The 19,959-nt window shown below is 54.4% G+C and carries 17 protein-coding genes; 14 read left to right on the forward strand and 3 right to left on the reverse strand.

Going from position 1 to position 19,959, the window contains the following annotated elements; genetic code table 11:
- Positions 1-48 precede the first annotated feature (48 nt).
- From ACL02P_RS21130 to ACL02P_RS21150, 5 genes are all read left to right on the forward strand, one after another.
- Positions 49-1,500 (forward strand): CoA-acylating methylmalonate-semialdehyde dehydrogenase, encoded by a 1,452-nt coding sequence (locus tag ACL02P_RS21130; RefSeq protein ID WP_260071801.1) that lies wholly within the window; start codon positions 49-51, stop codon positions 1,498-1,500.
- A gap of 29 nt (positions 1,501-1,529) precedes the next feature.
- Positions 1,530-2,579 (forward strand): inositol 2-dehydrogenase, encoded by a 1,050-nt coding sequence (gene iolG, locus ACL02P_RS21135; RefSeq protein ID WP_260071800.1) that lies wholly within the window; start codon positions 1,530-1,532, stop codon positions 2,577-2,579.
- A 4-nt stretch (positions 2,580-2,583) separates the two neighbouring features.
- Positions 2,584-3,444, forward strand: coding sequence for a 5-deoxy-glucuronate isomerase (iolB, locus tag ACL02P_RS21140; protein ID WP_412838025.1), 861 nt, complete (start codon positions 2,584-2,586; stop codon positions 3,442-3,444).
- A gap of 88 nt (positions 3,445-3,532) precedes the next feature.
- Positions 3,533-4,879, forward strand: coding sequence for an ISLre2-like element ISTco1 family transposase (locus ACL02P_RS21145; RefSeq protein ID WP_080836672.1), 1,347 nt, complete (start codon positions 3,533-3,535; stop codon positions 4,877-4,879).
- 232 nt (positions 4,880-5,111) lie between these two features.
- The gene (locus tag ACL02P_RS21150; protein ID WP_412838026.1) at positions 5,112-6,140 is read left to right on the forward strand and encodes a LacI family DNA-binding transcriptional regulator; all 1,029 of its coding nucleotides are present in this window, start codon (positions 5,112-5,114) and stop codon (positions 6,138-6,140) included.
- 117 nt (positions 6,141-6,257) lie between these two features.
- Here the strand turns inward: ACL02P_RS21150 and ACL02P_RS21155 are convergent, their stop codons facing one another.
- On the reverse strand, positions 6,258-7,526 hold the full coding sequence (locus tag ACL02P_RS21155) for an NAD(P)/FAD-dependent oxidoreductase (RefSeq protein ID WP_009224096.1): 1,269 nt from the start codon (positions 7,524-7,526) through the stop codon (positions 6,258-6,260).
- A gap of 129 nt (positions 7,527-7,655) precedes the next feature.
- Between ACL02P_RS21155 and ACL02P_RS21160 the strand changes: the two genes are divergently transcribed.
- The 3 genes from ACL02P_RS21160 to nadE all read left to right on the forward strand — a co-directional run bounded on the left by ACL02P_RS21160 (position 7,656) and on the right by nadE (position 11,024).
- Positions 7,656-9,353, forward strand: a complete 1,698-nt coding sequence (locus ACL02P_RS21160) for a two-component system sensor histidine kinase NtrB (protein WP_412838027.1) — start codon at positions 7,656-7,658, stop codon at positions 9,351-9,353.
- Between the two features lie 143 nt (positions 9,354-9,496).
- Positions 9,497-9,931: a BrxA/BrxB family bacilliredoxin gene (locus ACL02P_RS21165; RefSeq protein WP_009227056.1), complete on the forward strand. Its 435-nt coding sequence runs from the start codon at positions 9,497-9,499 to the stop codon at positions 9,929-9,931.
- Between the two features lie 283 nt (positions 9,932-10,214).
- The gene (gene nadE / locus ACL02P_RS21170) at positions 10,215-11,024 is read left to right on the forward strand and encodes an ammonia-dependent NAD(+) synthetase (RefSeq protein WP_009227057.1); all 810 of its coding nucleotides are present in this window, start codon (positions 10,215-10,217) and stop codon (positions 11,022-11,024) included.
- 679 nt (positions 11,025-11,703) lie between these two features.
- Here nadE and ACL02P_RS21175 read toward each other — a convergent pair.
- On the reverse strand, positions 11,704-12,621 hold the full coding sequence (locus ACL02P_RS21175; protein WP_412838028.1) for a transposase: 918 nt from the start codon (positions 12,619-12,621) through the stop codon (positions 11,704-11,706).
- A 615-nt stretch (positions 12,622-13,236) separates the two neighbouring features.
- Between ACL02P_RS21175 and ACL02P_RS21180 the strand changes: the two genes are divergently transcribed.
- From ACL02P_RS21180 to ACL02P_RS21195, 4 genes are read left to right on the forward strand one after another with little or no spacing between them, the layout of a single operon-like run.
- Complete coding sequence (locus ACL02P_RS21180) at positions 13,237-13,872, forward strand: YIP1 family protein (protein ID WP_157273559.1); 636 nt, start codon at positions 13,237-13,239, stop codon at positions 13,870-13,872.
- 29 nt (positions 13,873-13,901) lie between these two features.
- The gene (locus ACL02P_RS21185; protein ID WP_260071312.1) at positions 13,902-14,969 is read left to right on the forward strand and encodes an efflux RND transporter periplasmic adaptor subunit; all 1,068 of its coding nucleotides are present in this window, start codon (positions 13,902-13,904) and stop codon (positions 14,967-14,969) included.
- The gene (locus ACL02P_RS21190; protein ID WP_009227061.1) at positions 14,966-15,655 is read left to right on the forward strand and encodes an ABC transporter ATP-binding protein; all 690 of its coding nucleotides are present in this window, start codon (positions 14,966-14,968) and stop codon (positions 15,653-15,655) included. Before ACL02P_RS21185 ends, ACL02P_RS21190 begins: the two co-directional genes overlap by 4 nt.
- Positions 15,652-16,848, forward strand: coding sequence for an ABC transporter permease (locus tag ACL02P_RS21195; protein ID WP_260071313.1), 1,197 nt, complete (start codon positions 15,652-15,654; stop codon positions 16,846-16,848). The genes ACL02P_RS21190 and ACL02P_RS21195 overlap by 4 nt, the downstream gene beginning before the upstream one ends.
- Before the next feature lie 81 nt (positions 16,849-16,929).
- Here the strand turns inward: ACL02P_RS21195 and ACL02P_RS21200 are convergent, their stop codons facing one another.
- Positions 16,930-17,835, reverse strand: coding sequence for an AraC family transcriptional regulator (locus ACL02P_RS21200; RefSeq protein WP_009227063.1), 906 nt, complete (start codon positions 17,833-17,835; stop codon positions 16,930-16,932).
- A gap of 278 nt (positions 17,836-18,113) precedes the next feature.
- Between ACL02P_RS21200 and acpS the strand changes: the two genes are divergently transcribed.
- Together acpS and mutY are read left to right on the forward strand one after the other, a co-directional pair.
- Complete coding sequence (gene acpS / locus ACL02P_RS21205) at positions 18,114-18,521, forward strand: holo-ACP synthase (RefSeq protein WP_260071314.1); 408 nt, start codon at positions 18,114-18,116, stop codon at positions 18,519-18,521.
- A 12-nt stretch (positions 18,522-18,533) separates the two neighbouring features.
- A complete protein-coding gene (mutY, locus tag ACL02P_RS21210; RefSeq protein ID WP_260071315.1) occupies positions 18,534-19,763 on the forward strand; it encodes an A/G-specific adenine glycosylase in 1,230 nt (409 codons plus the stop codon).
- Positions 19,764-19,959: the final 196 nt, after the last annotated feature.

The raw sequence follows: 19,959 nt of genomic DNA on the forward strand, positions 1-19,959 counted from the left end.
CTTGAGAGGCAAGTGGGCCGGCCTATAGAAACGGGGAGAACATGCGCTATGAACTCAACGACGCTAAACAACTGGATCGGCGGACAATGGGTTAAGTCCGCATCCGAACTAACGGAGGATGTCTACAACCCGGCAACAGGCGAAGTATTGGCGAAGGTGCCGTTGTCTACGCAGGCTGAGGTGGATCAGGCGGTTTCGGCTGCGGCCGAAGCTTTTACCGCATGGAGCCGGACACCGGTTCCGCGCCGTGCACGGGTGTTGTTTAAGTACCAGCAGCTGCTTGTGGAGCATTGGGATGAATTAGCCCGCCTGATTACGCAAGAGAACGGCAAAAGCTTTAACGAGGCGCACGGCGAAGTGCTGCGCGGCATCGAATGCGTCGAATTCGCCGCAGGTGTACCTTCGCTGATGATGGGGAAGCAGCTGCCGGATATTGCCTCGAACCTGGAATCCGGCATGTACCGCTACCCGCTCGGAGTTGTCGGTGGCATCACGCCGTTTAATTTTCCGATGATGGTGCCTTGCTGGATGTTCCCGCTGGCGATTGCGTGCGGCAATACGTTTGTGCTCAAGCCGTCCGAGCGGACGCCGCTGCTGGCGAACCGGCTGGCTGAACTGTTCCATGAGGCTGGCCTGCCGCCTGGCGTGCTGAACGTCGTACACGGTGCGCATGATGTTGTAAACGGCTTGCTGCAGCATCCCGGCGTCAAGGCGATCTCGTTTGTTGGCTCACAACCGGTGGCGGAATACGTGTACAAGACCGGTGCGGCCAACGGCAAACGCGTTCAGGCATTGGCTGGGGCCAAAAACTATACGATCGTAATGCCGGACGCGGATCTTGACCTTGCCGTCAAGGAGATTATCAGCGCGGCGTTTGGCTCTGCTGGCGAGCGCTGCATGGCTTGCGCCGTTGTCGTTGCCGTTGGCGACATCGCGGACGAACTTGTCGCCAGACTGTCTGAAGCTGCGGACAGGATCAAGATCGGCAACGGTCTCGACGAAGGCGTGCTCCTTGGCCCGGTTATCCGGCAGTCGCACAAGGAACGGACGATTCGCTACATCGAAAGCGGCATTACCGAAGGCGCCGTGCTCGTTCGGGATGGCCGCGAAGATGCGGCGGCAAGCGGCGAAGGCTTTTTCCTCGGGCCAACGATCTTTGATCAGGTGAATGGCGAGATGGCGATCGGCAGAGATGAGATTTTTGCGCCGGTGTTGTCGGTCATGCGGGCGAAGACGTTGGAGGAAGCGATCGAACTCGCCAACCGCTCGGAATTCGCGAACGGGGCTTGTCTGTTCACGAGCAGCGGCGCCAACGTTCGGACCTTCCGGGAGACCATTGACGCTGGGATGCTGGGCATTAATTTGGGCGTGCCTGCACCAATGGCGTTCTTCCCGTTCTCCGGTTACAAGAAGTCGTTCTACGGCGACTTGCATGCGAACGGCACAGACGGGGTCGAATTTTATACGCGCAAAAAAATGGTGACCGCTCGCTGGTTGTAACCAAGCTGAAGTTAAGTGGGAGGAACGACATGGATAAATTAAGAATCGGCGTCATCGGCGCCGGGAGAATCGGCAAAATTCACGTGGGTAATCTCAAAAGACTGCCGCAAGCAGAGGTCATCGCGATCAGCGACTTGTATGCGGACGCCGAATTGGAGAAGTGGGCACGGGAGAGGGAGATTCCGCTCGTCACGAACGACAGCGACGCGATGATTCATCATCCTGACATCGATGCGGTATTCATCTGCTCGTCCACAGACAGCCATGTTCCGCTCATCAAGAGCGCTGCAAGAAACGGTAAGCATATTTTTTGTGAAAAGCCAATCAGCATGGATATCCGTCAGACGGAGGAGGCGCTGGAGGAGGTGCGCCGTGCCGGCGTGAAGCTGCAGGTGGGCTTCAACCGCCGGTTCGATCACAATTTCCGCCGCGTCCGCGAGCATGTCGAGTCGGGGGCAATCGGTGACGTACATCTTATTAAAATTACGTCCCGCGATCCGAGTCCACCTCCGGAAGCCTACATCGCGGTATCCGGCGGCATCTTCATGGACATGATGATCCATGACTTCGACATGGCGCGCTATTTGTCCGGCAGCGAGGTGGTGGAAGTGTCCGCGCACGGCGGGGTGCTGATCGATCCCGCTTTTGCGAAATACGACGATGTGGATACGGCGATCGTGACGCTGCGCTTTGCTAACGGCGCGTTGGGCGTGATCGATTGCAGCCGTCAAGCGGCGTACGGTTATGACCAGCGTGCGGAAGCGTTTGGCTCGCTTGGCGCGGCATACGCCGACAACGACTACGCCAACACGGTGGCGCTTAGCACGTCGTCAGGCGTGCAGAGCGATAAGCCGTTATACTTCTTCCTCGAGCGCTATAACGAGGCGTACATCCTGGAGACGCAGCAATTTATTGACTGCGTGTTAAGCGGCACACCGGTTCCGGTTGACGGTGAGGACGGCTTGCAGGCGGAGCGGATCGCTCGGGCAGCGAAGCTGTCGCTTCAGGAACGGCGGATCGTCAAGCTGTCGGAGCTGGATGTGGCCGGATCGATCCATGCTGAACGCGAAGGGAGATGAGAAAATGCCAAATCTAATCGTTCGTCCTGACAAGGGAGCGTCGGGCGAGCTCCCGCTGCTGTCGGTGACGCCGGAATCCGCCGGTTGGAGCTATGTCGGCTTTGACGTGTACCGGCTGAAGCCTGGGGAGAAAATCGAACGGAGTACAGAGGATCGGGAATACTGCCTGGTGATTTTGGAAGGGAAGGCCCACGTATCAACGGCAGAGACCCGGTGGGAGGCGGTTGGCGAGCGGATGAGCGTATTTGAACGCATTCCCCCGTATGCGGTCTATGTGCCGGGCGGCAATCGGTACGAAATTGAAGCGGTGACCGAGTTGGAGCTGGCGGTCTGCCATGCGCCGGATCGGAATGGCGGCCATCCGGCTCGCCTGATCGGGCCAGAGGATATGGACAGCGAAGTCCGGGGAGAAGGGGTGACGCAGCGATATATTCACCATATTTTGCCGGAACAGAAGCCTGCGGACAGCTTGCTCGTTGTCGAGGTGTTTACGCCTCCGGGGCATTGGTCCAGCTATCCCCCGCACAAGCATGATCAGGATGCCCTGCCCGATGAAACGTTGCTGGAGGAGACGTATTATTACCGGGTGAACCCGCCGCAAGGTTTTGCCGTTCAGCGCGTGTATACGGACGACGGCTCGCTTGATTCAACGCTGGCGATAAAGGATGGGGAGACGGTGCTCGTGCCAAAGGGCTATCATCCGGTGTCTGCGCCTCCGGGTTACGACGTCTATTATCTCAACGTCATGGCCGGTCCCGTCCGCACCTGGAAGATCCGCAACGACCCGGACCACGCATGGACGCTCGAACCGGCAGGCATGCGCAAGACTCAACCCGATGATAGTGTAAAATCTCTGTGGGTGTAGGAATTGGAAAAAGCGGATATAGAAAAAGAGCTTCTCCCTTGGTAAAGTGATGTTTGACGCACAACACACCAAGAAGGAGGAAGCTCCTGTGAGCCACTTTACCACAACAATGCCGACGATGAAAGAGATTGAGCAATGGATTTTCCGGAAAATGCAGGAGGAATTCGCTCGTGCGATGAAGCAGGTACTGGAGGCGCTGGATCAGCAGATCCTGGAGCAACGGGACCGAGAGCGTTATCGAGTAAAGGACGAGCGTGAAACAAGCGTCAACACAGTGTTCGGGAATGTGCGCTTTAAGCGGAGATTGTACTGTGACCGTAGAAGCGGCAAACACGTGTATCTGCTGGATCAGCTGTTGCAATTCGAAGGGCGCGGGAAAGTCAGTCCGCATTTGGAAGAGACAGCAATCGCATTCGCAAGCCAAGGACCGTCGTACCGGGACAGCGCAAAGCGGCTGGAGCAGCTTTTGGGCTACAATGTGCTGAGCCACCAAGCGATCAGGGAAAAACTGATGGAGCGTGCGCAACAGCCGATGCCAGCGGTGAAACGGCGCGCTGCCCGCGTGCTGTTCGTGGAAGTGGATGGGCTGTACACGAAGCTGCAGCGGAGCAAAAAGCGCGGGATGGAGAACGCAATTGCAGTCGTACACGAAGGCTGGGAGAAGAACGGCAAGCGGGTACAGCTGAAGAACAAACAGCATTACCTGCATACGAGCGGCGGCGACTTCTGGGAAGGGTTCGGGGACTTTCTGGTGGAGCGTTACGAAATCGACGAGAACACGTGGCTTGTGGTGAACGGAGACGGCGCGGCGTGGATCGGGGAATGTACATCCTACTTTCACCAATGTCTGTACATGCTGGACCGCTTTCATGTGGCGCGTGATTTGAAACGCTTTGTCGGTCATTTGCCGCAGGTGTGGGAGACCGTGAGACGGTCTTTGGCCAAACAGGATGCAGCCGCGCTTATGGCGGTCCTGGAAGGCGTGTCGGAGCAAGAGATAGCGGAAGAGAACCGGAAGGATTGGAAGCCGTATAAAAGATTTCTAAAGCGGCATGAGAAGCATTTGGACGACTACCGAAAAACACTCCAGGCGAAGGGGATCGACACAAGCGGCATGCGCCCGATGGGAAGCGCGGAATCGCAGATGCGTATATTCGCCAAGCGGACGAAGCGTGGCGGGTACAGTTGGAGTGAGCGAGGCGTCAGGGCGATGCTGAGGACGATGATGAGGATTCAAGAAGCGGGCACGGTGGTAAGAACGGTTGAAGGACAAGCGAGTAAGCAGGCAACGCCGCAGCAGTCGATAAACATGCGGCAATTGCTCAAGAACGTGACGCAACCGGTCAAGGGTTGTATCGCTGGAATGATTCGCATGCTGCAAGGACCGAAGCAAAGCAGCACAACGGGTATGGCACTCAAAGCACTTCGCGGATAACGGCAAAAAATTCTGACAAATCACTTGTGTTTGATGAAAGAACGAAGCAAAGCGCTTACAAGGAAGAGGTTCCTTCGGGGTTCGCGTTCCAGGCATCTTAAATGACTGCCCACGCTAGCTTGACACTGACCAACCCGATTGAACATTTGCAAAGGCAAATGAATCATCGGATAATAGCACAATAGAGAGCGGTAACGCTCGGACTACTATCCGATAATGAATGAGGTTGTTTATGAAAGGGACTACGATTTACGACGTTGCCAAGGAAGCGGGCGTGTCGATTGCGACCGTCTCCAACGTCATTAACGGCAAAGGCAACGTGGGCAAGAAGAAGCGGGAAGAAATCTTTAAGGTGATGGACCGACTTCAATACAAGCCAAGCGTCATCGCATCCGCTTTGATGGGGAAGAAGACGTATACGCTGGGACTGCTGATTCCCGATGTGTCGAACCCGTTCTTCTCCGAAATCGCCCGGGCTGTGGAAGATATGGCCCATGAGGAAGGGTACAGCGTCATTGTATGCAGCACGGATAATAACGACGAACGCATCGAGAAATACATCAAGCTTCTGGAACAAAAAAGCGTGGATGGCCTGCTGATCGGCACCGGCGCTGAAAATGCCAACATTATTGCGCAACTGTCCGAAAATTCCGTTCCGATCGTGATGATCGCCCGGGAGACGCCGGATATCACTGTGCATCGTGTATTGACGGACGACTTTAAAGGCGGTTCGCTGGCGGCGGGTCATCTTCTACAGCTCGGGCACGAGAACGTTGCGATCTTGTTGGAGAACGCCAAGTTCAGCAGCAGTAAGGAGCGCGTGAGAGGGTTCCGATTTGCGCTGTTCGAGGCCGGCAAGACGCTGGACGACGAGCGGATTGTTGCCTGCCAATCCACGATCAAGGACGGCAAGCGGGCGACGACGATGCTGCTTCGCGGGCCCAATCCGCCGACAGCCATCTTCTGCTGCAACGATATGCTGGCGATCGGCGCGTTGCAGGCGGCTAGGGAATGCGGCGTCCGCGTCCCGGAGCAGCTGTCGATCATCGGCTTCGACAACACGATTTTGTCAACGGTCACGAACCCGACGCTGACCACGATTGCCCAGCCGACGGACGAAATGGCGAAGCTGGCCTTTGGCTTGCTTCTCTCTTCGCCGGACGAAGGGAGCGACAACATCAAACAACGAATCGTTATGGAACCCAAGCTGATCGTCCGGGAATCCACGGGACCTGTACAACACGAAGCTGCCGGCCGTTGAGGCCGGCTCGCCGCATCGAACTGGCAGAAAGATTAGATGAACAACTGTCTAAATGATGGCAAACGGGACGCAGGCGGGATAAACCCCGCAGCGTCCCTTTTTCGTTGTTCCGGTCGGTTAACGCCCTATACTCAGCGCTGCGTTGCGGCCGGCGGTATACCCCGTGGCGAAAGCAGCAGTAATGTTGTATCCGCCGGTATAGCCGTGTACGTCCAGAATTTCGCCGCAGAAATAAAGTCCTGGCATCAGCTTCGATTGCATTGTTTTAGGATCGATTTCCTTTATATTCACGCCGCCGCCCGTTACAAAAGCTTCTTCAATCGATAACGTACCGTAGACCCGAATCGGGAAACGCTTAACCAACTGGGCGAATTGCAGCCACTTTTGCTTCGGAATGTGAGCGTAAGTCAGGTGAGGATCTAATTCGGCTTTTTGCAGCAGGATTGGAATGATTTTCTCAGGCAAATACGCTCTTAATACGTTTTTAATTGACTTTTTGGGATCTTGTTCAGCAAGCTTCAGCGTTTCGTTGTAGACTTCATCCTTGCTTTTATCGGGAGTAAAGTCAACGGAAACTTCAATATTCCCCGTGCCGAACTGCTTTAGAGCTTTGACAACGAACTGACTGCACCGTAAAGCAATTGGTCCTGAAATCCCGAAGTGCGTAAACAGCATGTCGCCATGATGCTCGATCAGCTTCTTCCCCTTAGGATTCCATACGGAAAGGGATACGTTTCTTAAGGACAGCCCTTGCAGCTCCTTGCTTTGAATAAAAGGTTCATTCGAAGTGAGCGGAACTTCTGTTGGAAAAAGTTCAGTAATCGTGTGGCCGGCTTTCTCTGCCCAGGCATATCCGTCACCGGTCGACCCGGTTTGCGGGACGGATTTCCCTCCAACAGCGACAATCACCGCATGGCTCTCCAGCACTTCTCCGGTTTTCAGCTTGACGCCGACGGTTCGACCATTGTCGTAAAGAACTTCCGCTACGGGGCTATTTACCCGGATTTGAACACCTTGGGAGCGTACTTTGTTGATCAGCGCATCTACCACGGTCTTGGCTTTATCGGAGACAGGGAACATCCTCCCGTTGTCTTCTTCTTTGAGCCTAATCCCGAGTCCTTCAAAGAAAGCGATAATATCCTTATTGCCGAACGTGGTTAAAGCGCTGTAGAGGAAACGGCCGTTTCCGGGGATAAACTGGATGAGCTCGTCCAGCTCCTTGGCATTGGTGACATTACATCTTCCGCCGCCGGAGATGCCCAATTTACGTCCTAACTTGTCTCCCTTGTCCAATAAAAGAACTTTAGAACCCTGCTCACTTGCCGCAATGGCGGCCATCAGCCCGGAGGGGCCGCCGCCGATGACGATGACATCTGCTTTTTTCATGTAATATCCTCTCTATTTGTACTATTCTTACTATTTTATAAACCATGAATTATTGTAAAACTTTGTCGGCTATGATTTAATCGAAACTAGAGTCGTATTTTTGTATTCTTCCGCCAGAGGAGGGAGAACGTGGATGTTGTTAAAGAGATCCTGCTTCAAGTGCTGATCGCCAGTTTGCCTGCTTTTCTGTTTCCGTTGACGTTTGAGAAAACAAATTGCTGCTGGCCTCACAACAACCGTAGCGCCGAGGGACATCCCTATGCCGTAGGCTTAATGTATACCTGCTTCACCAGCATGTTGCTTTGCGATATTTTTGCCTCGCGGTTATGGGAAGTTTCCCCTTTAAATTTCGGGATATTGCCCCTGTTTGCTCTCATGCTGTATGGTCGGCTCCGGGACGGGGTTACTTTGGCTCTGCTGCAGATCATCCTTCATCCTCTGTTTGCAGTAAATTACACCCTTATCGGGTTTATCATGGAGACGGGAATTCTCCTGTATCCTTTTGTTCTGCTCACTTCCCGCTATTTCAAAAGAACCGGTCGCCAGGGCAAAGTAGCCATCCTCTCTCTCTACTTTATGGGCGGGGAGACGATGATAGGTATGTCTCCATTTTTGACCGGAAGCCGATCATTCCATTCAGACCTCAACGCTATAACGAATGGATTCATTAATGTGTTAGTGACGATGCTGGTCGGCAGCTTGTTCGTTTACATGATCGAAAGCACCTTGGAGAAGGAGAAGCTGCGCGGCCAAGTGATGCAGCTGTCGCGCGAATACTTCCGCGAAGCGGAGAAGCTTCAGCAAATGATGGACGCCGCTCCGCTAGGTATCGTACTGCTGGATCAACAAGGTTATATTATATCGATAAATGAAACGTTTCTCCAACTCTATCGGACGTACCAAAAAGAGCCGAACGAATCGCGACGCGAGGATCTGCTGCTGCGCCGGTTGAGCGATGTGCTCAGCGGCGTGCCGATTGAGTCCATCGCCTCCCGAGTCGAGCAGTCGCTCGAAGGGCAAACGAAAGTGACCGACTTAATCAAAGCGGATAATCATATTTATTTTACCAGTACGTCTCCGATTCAAAAAAGCAAATCCAACGAAGTGATCGGTGCGGTAGCTATCGTTCAGGATATCACCGAACTGGAAACGCTGCGGATGGAGCTGAACCATGTGGAGCGGCTGAGTCTGGTGGGTCAGATGGCTGCCGGGATCACGCACGAAATCCGCAATCCGATGGCGGTGGTGCGGGGCTTTCTGCAGCTCATGCGGGAGAAGAGCCCGCCAACGCTTGATCATTATTACCGGATCGTGATGGAGGAGCTCGATCGGGCCAATGGCATCATCAATGATTTTCTTTCCCTGGCGCAGAATCGTCCAGTTGAAAGTGAGAAATGCCATCTCCACGACATCATCAAGGAGCTGACGCCGTTGCTTTGGGCAGATGCGAACCTTCGCGGCCAAACGATCGAGGTCAAGCTGGATGATTCCATGCCGGAATTGTTGCTGAATGCCAAGGAGATTAAACAGCTGATCTTAAATCTGTCGCGTAATGCGATGGAGGCGATGGCTGAGAAAGGGCAGCTTACGCTTGAGACCAGAGTGACCGATCAGGGTGGACTGCTGGTGGTCAGCGATACAGGACCCGGGATTCCTTCCGGGCAACGTGAGAAGCTGTTCGAGCCATTTTTCACGACAAAAGCGAAGGGAACAGGGCTGGGGCTGGCGTTATGCCTTAGCATCGTCGAACGCCACGGTGGCAAAATTACCGTCGATTCGACAGAGGGTCAAGGCACAACTTTTACCGTTCTTTTTCCACTCTCCTAAGCCGGGGTTGGGCCATTTGACGTCGATAGGCAGAGTTGCTTTCCTTCCCTATGAATGTATAATTAAATTAATCTGGCTAAGAGCGAGGCGATTGCGAGAGCTCAAAATAGAGCCATGTGATTATGCATAAGGAGTGATGGGTAATGTCGATGTCATTTGACCAATATATGAGAGACATGGTACAACCGATGAGAGACGAATTAACCGTGCTGGGGATTCAAGAGCTGCGTACGCCGGAGGAAGTAGAAGAGAAGCTGCCAAACGCGAAAGGGACTGCGCTGGTCGTTGTCAATTCCGTCTGCGGATGCGCAGCGGGACAATGCCGCCCGGGCGTAGCGAAGGCGTTGCAGCATGACGTGACACCGGACCACCTGTTTACCGTGTTTGCGGGTCAAGATAAAGAAGCAACGGCGAAAGCACGCGAATACTTCGCACCGTATCCGCCTTCTTCGCCTTCGATCGCATTGATGAAGGACGGCGAGCTCGTCCATTTCATCGAACGCCACCAAATTGAAGACCGTTCGGCTGAAGAAATCGCCGCTGATCTGACCAGCGCGTTTGACCGCTTCTGCCGGTAAGCTGTAGCGATCTCCGATTGATAGCAGCAGCGGATCAGCCAGCTGACCTTGTAGCAGCCAGCCGTTCCGCCAGCGGATGAAGCAGCATCTAATCTGCCTGCCGACCTGGCGACAGACGATCCTTAAGCTGATCCAGCGACGCAATCTGCAGCCGACGAATGGCCGCTGATCTGACAGTTGCTTTCGCCCCGCCATCCAGCCTGTCTGGATGGTTCGGGGCGTTTTTCGATTTAGGGCATACTACTTACATAAGGTGTTATATCTTGGATGTGGAGGGATTTAGATGAGTTTGCAGCAGGAAATCATTAAGCGGTTTGGGGTTAAACCCGTCATTGACGTGGATGAGGAAATTCGCCGGCGGGTCGACTTTTTGAAGGAGCAGGTCAAAGCGGCGCGCACGACCGGCCTATTAATCGCGATCAGCGGCGGGATTGACAGCGCAGTAACCACCGGCTTGTGTAAACGGGCGACGGACGAGCTGACGCAGGAAACCGGCCAACCGTACATGACGTTGGGCGTGTTCCAGCCATACGGGAAGCAGGAGGACATCGAGCACAGCTACGAGGTGGCCAAGGCGTTTGGACTTAAGCATACGGTAGAGACGAATATTGAGGAAGCCGTAGACGAAATTGCCCTCGAAGTCGAGCACGGCTTGAAAAATATCGGGCAATCCCGTCACCTCAGCCCGCAAGGCAAAGGTAACGTGAAAGCGCGGACGCGGATGGTCATGCAATATGCGCTGGCTTTTGAGCTGAACCTGCTCGTTGTGGGCACCGACCATGCGTCCGAGGCGATTACCGGCTTTTACACCAAATGGGGCGATGGAGCCGTTGACGTTACGCCGCTCAGCTCGCTGAACAAACGCCAGGTTCGCCAGCTTGCCGTCCGCCTCGGCGTGCCGCAAAGCGTGATCGACAAGGCGCCAACCGCCGGCCTGTGGGAAGGGCAAACAGACGAGAAGGAGCTCGGAATCAGCTACGAAGATAACAGCGATTATCTGGAAGGCAAGCAGATCGATCCGGCCGTCCAAGAGCGCCTGGAGGCCTTCTACCGCAAAACCGAGCACAAGCGCAGCCCAATCCCGGGCATTTAATTAACACATAGATGATAGACGCGGGCCCGGGCAAGCTGCCCGGAGCCCGCTTTTTTCTAGGGTAACATAGTACTTTTTCCGCTCTCTTTCTATGATTATCCCGTTGCATCAGGCAGTGAGTGAGAGAAAGAAGCAAATATGCACGGTAGAAGTAAGATGTTGCAAGAAAAACGATAAGTACGGTTATATGCGACAGGGGGAACAGTGTTCATCGTTCATCGTTCATCGTCTCTCTGCCGCCCCCTTTTTGATGATTATCCCGTTGAATCAGCTCGTGGGAAATAAGAAGGAAGGGAACACGTCCAATAGCAAAAAAGATGCTGCGAGAACTTCGATGGGCAGGATATAATTTGCGACAAAACCCCGGTACGGACATATTTCGCAAACACGCCTTATCGCAAATAAGCCTTATTGCAAATTGCCTTATACGGATAAAAACTACGTCAACACGTATTATATGGATAAACTACGTCAACACCGCCTTGTACGGATACATCCCCACAATGCGCATTAGTATGGATATCATGTGAATGGTCGATCAGCTGAGCTACGAAAGTCAGGTGGGAGGCTCCTAATTTGTGTTTTTCAGCATTCCGATTAGCACTTCTATCATTGCCTCTTAGTAGCCTCTTAGTATCTCGATTAGTAGCTTGATTAGCGGCTCGATTAACACTTCGATTTACGCGGCTGCTGCAAAGAACGGCTTCTTATGGTGTGCGTTCTGATGACTTGCGATTAATTGGCGGTAAGGGATCGCTGGAATGGACACGCACATCTGAAGCATATTATGACGCATTTCTTCCTCGGAAGGGGACATGCGCAGATGGCGGCGGACGGTGTATTCATTCAAATACGCCTGCAAATGTGTTAGCCCCAAGGCAATATACGTGCGCTTAAGCGAGTTCCACGCCGCTCTTACTTCTTTACGCAAAGGCAAATACAGCCGATAAGCCAAATGGAACGACTGAACGGTGGAGGTATGGACATCGATATGATCATGGATGAACGCGGCGAGATCATGCCGGTCGGCACGTTGTCCTCTTTTATGCGATATCAGCTGGATCTTCACCCGCTCCGGCTCGCCATATTCCGTGACCGTGCAGCCGGCTACAACCGCGGTGGCATATGGCTGAGCAGCCGGATGATAACGCGACGAATCATACGCATACTGATCGCAGTTTACCTTCACGTCTCCAGAGAGCAGTTCCCGGGCATCGCATTCGCCGAGGGTATGACGGATTTTGTGCAGCATGAGCCAAGCGGTCTTGTAGGTAACTTCAATGACCTGACTCAACCGCAGCGCCGAGATGCCGTCGGGAAGCAGGAACAATTCGAGGGCTCGAAACCACTTCACAAGGGGCAGATGGGTTCTTTCAAAAATCGTGCCGACCAAAGGCGATGCCTGATAGCCGCATCGTCCGCACTCAAACAAAGGAAGGCGTCGGGAGGACAGGCGGGTGCACTCGCTATAAGCGCAGCGCGGGCAAACAAATCCGTTTGGCCACTTCATAGTGATGATCGCCTCAATGCAGTCCGCCTCACTTTGAAAACGGCTGCTGACAGGTTGAAGCAGCTCCGAATTCATACCTAACTCCATGTCCGATTCCTCCAATTCAAATCCTCTAACTCAATAAATGCGCACGTATGTTCTCTTTTTTTCATTATACCAAACATACGTTCTATTTACAAGAAAAAAATCCCAGAAAGTCATTCTTATCTTTATGGAAAAGGAAAGATCAGCTCCCCGGGGACCTCATTTCACTCCCGTCCATGGATCTCTCAATTCTGAGCAAAAGGGATAATTGTGCAAAGTGGAGCAGCAAGAAGATCTCCTTCCCCGATCCCCCGTTCTGAGCAAAAGGGATAATGGCGAAAAGAGTGGCGCGCGAGAAGGGCCCAAGGGGCAGGGGAAGCCAAGGGACGCCAGGGGACGTAAAGGGACGCCGATCTTTTACAATTTGAGTGAGCTTGGGCTTAGGTCCAGCAGTGATCCTAGTCTGTGGCGGAAATGGGACAGGAGGGTATAATGGCAGGGAAACCTAGCGAGCTTCCTATGGATGTGGTGTTCACGAGCTCTAGCATGAGTTGTAAATTGGGCCTAACTTGAATCTCTTTGCGACTTTGTTCGTATATATAACATAATTCTAGTCTTACATTTTATATGAAATGGAATGATGTTGGGAGATTTGAGGAGGAGGAGGAGGGAGTTTCTATGAAAAACGTATTTACGATTTTTACAGCTCCGGTGGAAACGTTTAGGCGGGTGCGGGAGAGTAAGACCGCTTGGCTCTTTGCGCTTGCGGTGATGATCCTTGTCTCCGTTGTCGTGATCTACATGCAGATGCCGGTGCTGGAGAAGGAATTTCAACGGCAGATCCAAAGTCAACAGTTGGATGCCGCGATGCAGGCGACGTTTATGGCGACAGCGAAGACGTCTGCTTACGTGATGGGCGTAGTGATGCCGATTATCACGATTTTCGTGACAGGCCTGCTGTTGTTGCTGCTGAATTTAGTCGTGCGCGGTGAAGGCAAATACATGCAGTTTGTTTCCATCGCTGCTTATTCCGCTCTGCCGGGGCTGTTAGGCAGCTTGATCACGGGAATTATGATCATGACGATGGACGTGCAGTCCGTCACGGATGTTTCGCTGAGCTTGGGGGCCTTTATCTCCGATAAGTCCAGCCCAATGTACCAGTTCTTATCCTTGATCAATCCATTTTCGATTTGGGGGCTCGTACTGTATATTATCGGCTCTTCGGTCATGATGAAACGGCCTTACAAAACGGTGGCAGGTTGGATTATTGTAGCATGGCTCGTGTTATCGCTGGGATCGCTGTTGCTGGTTTAAGTCCGGAATTATACATAACAGGATAGGTGATGGACTTGTTGAAGAAAAAATGGTTTTGGGGCGCCATCGTCGGTTTGGCGGTCATCGCGTTGGTCGTTGCCAACCTGATTGGGTTGAATCGGGCAACTGAAGTGAAGGTTACCGCCGTAGAGATGGGCAAAATCGTCGAGCAAATCTACACGAACGGCAAGCTGGAGCCGGGACAGACGACTTCGGTGTACGCTCCGGCAAGCGGATTGGTGGAAGCGGTAAAGGTGAAGTCAGGCGATACGGTCAAGAAAGGACAGGTTCTCCTTACGCTGAGCATGGAGCAAGTGCGGGAGCAACTGGAGAAGGAACGGATTAATCTGCAATTGACCGAAGCGGAACGACTGGCGGCCAAAAAGCAGCATTTTGAAAGCTTCAAGCAAGCGCGTCTCGAAAACCCGGACCTCGAACCGGAGGAGTTGGACCTTACCACCTATGATTTGCGTATTCGTTCCAGTCAGCTGACGATCCAATCCCTGGAGAAGCAGCTCGCCAATCAGCAGGTGCTAGCCCCAGCCGACGGCGTTGTCACCTCACTTGCGGTAAACGCAGGTCAAATGCTGGCCGAAGGCAGCGAAATCGCAACGATTGCCGATGTGAGCCGGCTTAAAGTAAGTGCATACCTGAATGAGCTGGATGCAGGCAAGGCGGAGCAAGGGATGAAGGCCGTGGTTACCGGTGAGGCTTTTTCGGACAGTTATGAGGGCAGTATCTCGTATTTGGCTCCTACGGCGGGGGTGACCGATCCAACATCCAAGGATACGTCGGTGGAAATGGAAGTCAGCCTGAATCAAGTATCGCCGGAGCTTCGTCCGGGGTATAACGTCACGGTAGAGATGGAGATTCCCGATAAGGAGCGGCTTCTTGCGCCAATCGACGCGGTTCAGTACGACGGTGAGCAGGCATACGTCTTTAAGGTTCAGGACGGTGTTGCCGTTAAGGTGCCGGTTACAACGGGGAAGGAAGGCGAGGATCAAATTGAATTGGTCTCCGGGGCGGCCGCAGGCGATCTGGTCGTGGTGGAAGGCGGCGACAAGCTGCAGGATGGCGCTAAGGTGAAGGTGAAATGATTACACTCAAAGGCATCACCAAAATATACAAAAACGGTCCCCTTGAGGTACAGGCTTTGACCCCCATTGATCTGCACATCGAGAAAGGCGAGTTCGTGGCCATCATGGGCTCATCAGGCTCGGGCAAATCAACGCTGATGAACATTATCGGCTGCCTGGACGTCCCGACCTCCGGCAGCTATGAGCTGGACGGAGCTCCGGTAGAGTCGCTGAGCGAGGAGGAGTTGGCACGCGTACGGAACCGGAAAATCGGGTTCGTTTTCCAGAGCTTTAATCTGCTGGGCCGGCAAACCGTGCTGCAAAACGTCACGCTGCCGATGATGTACGCCGGCATCCCCCGGGAGAAGCGCAACGAGCGGGCACTTGAGCTGCTTCGCAGGGTTGGGCTGGCTGAACGGGTTAAGCACCGCCCAAACGAGCTTTCCGGCGGTCAGAAACAGCGGGTGGCGATCGCCCGGGCGCTGACGATGAACGCACCGATCTTGCTGGCCGATGAGCCTACCGGGAACCTAGATACGAAATCGTCCTATGAAATCATGGATTTGTTCAAAGAAATTCACGCCGAAGGGACGACGATCGTGCTCGTTACCCACGAACCGGACATCGCCGAGCATGCCGACCGGATCATCACGTTTGGGGACGGACGGATCCTAAGCGACAAGCGTAAAGGGAGTGTTGGCGGATGAGCATTTGGGAGAGCATCCTTGTTGCCCTGGACAATCTCCGAATGAACAAGCTGCGTTCCTTCCTGACGATGATCGGCATCGTTTTTGGCGTCGCTGCGGTGGTCACGGTTGTGTCTATTGGCCAGGCTGGACAAAGCTCGATTATGTCGGAGATTTCTAACTATGAGGATGGGTATTTTCTGATCTATCCGAACTATAACAACGGAGAACCCGAGGACAATACCTATTTCCGGCAGCGTGAATTGGCAGAGATTCGTAAGCTCCCGGGGGTCCGTTACGTTTCGTCGTCGTCTTCCTATGGGATGACCGGTAAGCTTAAGAAGGAAGAGCTGCAATTTAGTATCACTGGGACGACCTCGGATTCGCCTAAAATGCAGAAAATCGATGTGGTGGCGGGCAGGTTTTTTAACTCACAAGAGGAGCGGGCGCGTCAAAAAATCCTTGTAGTTGAGGCCAAATATGCCAATAAAGCGTTTGGTTCCCCGCAAGGGGCAATCGGCCGGAAAATCCAATTATCCGGAGGGATGTTCCGGATTGTTGGGGTGTACAAGGCGCAGGAGAGCCTCATGAGCAGCTTTGGCGGAGAGCGTTACTCCGCTTACACACCGATTACGGCTATGCTGGACGGGGAAGGGGCAAGCGATCGCTTAAGTATGCTCGAGATTCTGCCCACATCGCCGGAGAGAATGGATGAAACGGTGGAGACGGTCAAGTCCTGGCTTGCGGACCGGAAAAACGTAAGCAAGGATGCTTATGTCACGGAATCGGCAAGGGATGCGGAACAAATGATAAAAAGCACGTTCTCCATCCTGCAAACGATCATCGGTTCTATCGCCGGCATCTCCCTGCTTGTCGGGGGGATCGGGGTCATGAACATCATGCTGGTCTCCGTCACGGAACGGACCCGGGAAATCGGGATCCGCAAAGCGATTGGCGCGACGCCGGGGACGATCATGCTCCAGTTTATGATCGAAGCGGTCATCCTCTCGTTTATCGGGGGCACGATTGGCGCCCTGTTAGGGTTATTGGCGGCCTGGGTGTTCGCTTTGATCTCGGGGTGGCCGTTTGTCATCTCGATTTGGGCGATTTTGCTGGCCTTTGGATTTTCGGCTGCGGTGGGTATTTTCTTCGGCTTGTACCCAGCCAACAAAGCCTCCAAGCTGCACCCTATCGAATCGCTGCGTTACGAATAACAAAACAACCCGGTTCTCCGTTGGGTGGAGCCGGGTTGTTTCTTTTTGTTGCGGGTTACTATGATGTTGGGGGCAACGGGGTTACGCCTTTGCTCCGGATGGCTGAACCGGGATATAAATGTCGATCTGTTTACCTTCCTTCGGCCAGCAGCGTTCATCATACCATTCAAAATCGGGCGCAGCCACTTGCTCGTAGCCGGACGTCGGGAACCAGCTCGTAAAGATTTCGTCCCATGTCTGCTGAATGGACGAGGAGAAATCGGCTTCACCTGCTGGCGGAGTGGTGAAGATCGCATAGGTTTGCGCTGGGACCCGATACTCGGTGAGTCCTTCCTGAACCTCGGTTGTTTCGTCGACTTCAAAGCCGATGATATAGCGGAACGTGCCGTCTTCATCGAGGGCGGTGCAGACGCCGAGTTCAACATTTGGATGGAGTTTGCCGGGGACGCGGGAGCCCCATTGTTCATGCATATATTTTTGCCAGAACGCTGGAATGTCCTTGTGATTTTGTCCATCCTCCGTGGTTGTTTGGATTGCGAAACCCAGGATGCGCTTAGCTGGAATCTGTTCAATACGGTATTGCATGACATACTCTCCCCAATCATAAGTAATTTGAGCAACGAAATCTCGAAGCGGATTGGCCCTGGGTACCAGGTATGGCGGGCGGCCGCGGCGGCGGCATTCCGTAGGCAGGATTCCGTACATTTTCCGGAAGGCCCGGGTAAAGGCCTCATGGGAACCAAAGCCGCAGCGCAGCGCGATGTCGACTATCTTCAGATCTGAATGTGCCAGGAGTTCGGCTGCTAGAGACAATCTGCGCTTTCGGATATAAGACGTCATCGTCTCGCCGACGAAAAACAGGAACGTGCGATGAAAATGGTATTCCGAGTAAAACATCGCCTTGGCCACCTCAGCCAACGTGAGCCCCTCGCCTAGCCGTTCTTCGATATAATCGATGCTTTTTTGAATGGTGTTGATTTGATTCATAACTGCCTCCAGACCGGTCTATGGTTCAAGTATAGCGGACCTAAAAATTGGCTTCTTGATCATTCTTGCGGTTGGGAAGATAAGCTAGCTTCAGTATAGCATAGGGGAAGGGGAGGAGCAGTGCCGCTTGTCTCCCGTTTGGCCGGTGATTTGTCAATCCCTGTGGCAAGACTCGCGCCTCCCCCCGTTCCCTGCTACAATGGGGGAAGCGAACGTTTATGGGCTTGACTCGGACGGAGCGCATGGAGAGAAGTTTTTGAAGGAAGAAGGGCTGCCTGTTGATTTTCGGAATCGGACATGACATCGTCGAAATCCAGCGCATGGAGCGCTTGTTAAACAAGTCGATCGGCGAACGGCTGCGCCGGCGGATCTTAACCGTGGCGGAGCTGGAGCTGCCTGGACAAGCTGCCCGACCGGCGGAGTTCTTGGCGGGGCGGTTTGCGGCGAAGGAAGCAGTCAGCAAGGCGTTTGGCTGTGGCATCGGTCAGGTGCTAAGCTTTACTGATATCGAGATTTTGCCCGATGCGCACGGGAAACCGTTTGTGACGCTGACGCCGGGAGCCTGGGAACGACTTGGTCTGTCTGGTGTCGGCCGACCGGAGGGCAGCGGGTATACCATACATCTTAGCATTACGCATGAGCGGCAACTGGCTTCGGCCTTTGCCGTGGTGGAACGCGTGGAATAGAAGGAGAGCAGGATGCGGGGAAACAGGGAAACACGGGTATTTTTCAGTACAGAACTGCTTAGTTGGTATGAGCGGTCGAAGCGGGACTTGCCTTGGCGCAGGCATCGCGATCCTTATTATATTTGGGTGTCGGAAATTATGCTGCAACAGACGCGTGTGGATACGGTGATTCCGTATTTTCAGCGGTTTATCGAGCGGTTTCCGACGATTCGGGATCTGGCAGAGGCGCCGGAGGAAGAGGTGCTGAAATGCTGGGAGGGCCTTGGCTATTATTCGCGGGCCCGCAATCTGCAGGCCGCGGCCAAGCAGGTGATGGAGCGGCACGGAGGGATCGTGCCGGATACCAAGGCGGAGGTATCCGCCTTGAAGGGGGTTGGCCCGTATACGACCGGGGCGATCTTGAGCATTGCTTTTAACCGCCCGGAACCGGCGGTGGACGGTAACGTCATGCGGGTGCTGTCGCGCTACTTCCTCATCGAGGAAGACGTCGCGAAGGCTGGGACACGCACCCTCATGGAGGAGCTGGCCGCGGAGCTGATCCCGGAAGGGCGGGCCTCCGATTTTAATCAGGCTTTGATGGAGCTGGGCGCGCTTGTCTGCACGCCTAAGTCGCCGCAATGCCTGATCTGTCCGGTGATGGCCCGCTGCGCCGGCCGGCTCGAAGGCGCGGAGGAGCGCCTGCCGGTCAAGAGCAAGGCGAAGCCGCCGCGGCCGGAGTACCGGCTCGCCGCCCTCGTCGAAGGCGGCGGGGCGCTGGCCGGCCGCGTGCTCGTGCGCCGGCGGCCGGACACGGGGCTGCTCGCACGGATGTGGGAGCTGCCCCACATCCCCGCCGACGCCGTGCCGGGCGAAGGCGCCGGCCTCCCCGACGGCCCGGCGATGGACCGGCTGGCGGCGGCACTGGCCGCCGCCGGGGTGCCCGCCCGGCCGGGCGGGGCGTTGCTGAACGCGGAGCACACGTTCAGCCATATCCATTGGAATCTCCGCGTGTTTCGTTTTGACGCGGAGATTCCAATGGAGGCGGCCGGCCGCGGCGTAGGGCCCGCGGCCGTGGCCGAGACCGCCGCGGCGTATGACGCGGCGGGCGGCGCCGACTCGGCGGCCCGGCCACAGGCCTCGGACGCCGGGGCCGCCGCCGATGACACCGCAGCCGAGTACCGGTGGATCACTCGGGAAGATATGGATAACCTGGCGTTCCCGAACGTGTTCCTGCGTATTCTGAATGGGTACTTTGGCGCTTAATGCGCCGAAGCCTTCAGGAAGCAGGGTGCCTAACAGCACGCGATACACGCAATAAGTTAATATTGTTCTGAATCAAAGGGATAGATCAATCCCCATAAGCAAAATAGCGGTACTTTTTACCGTTATACTGCCCAGTAGGCTAGTCCCCTCACATATGGCCACCCCCTAGCCGAGGAAGTCCATTACACTGGGCGGC

The sequence above is a fragment of the Paenibacillus sp. MB22_1 genome (assembly GCF_047200555.1).
Lineage (GTDB): Bacteria > Bacillota > Bacilli > Paenibacillales > Paenibacillaceae > Fontibacillus > Fontibacillus phoenicis.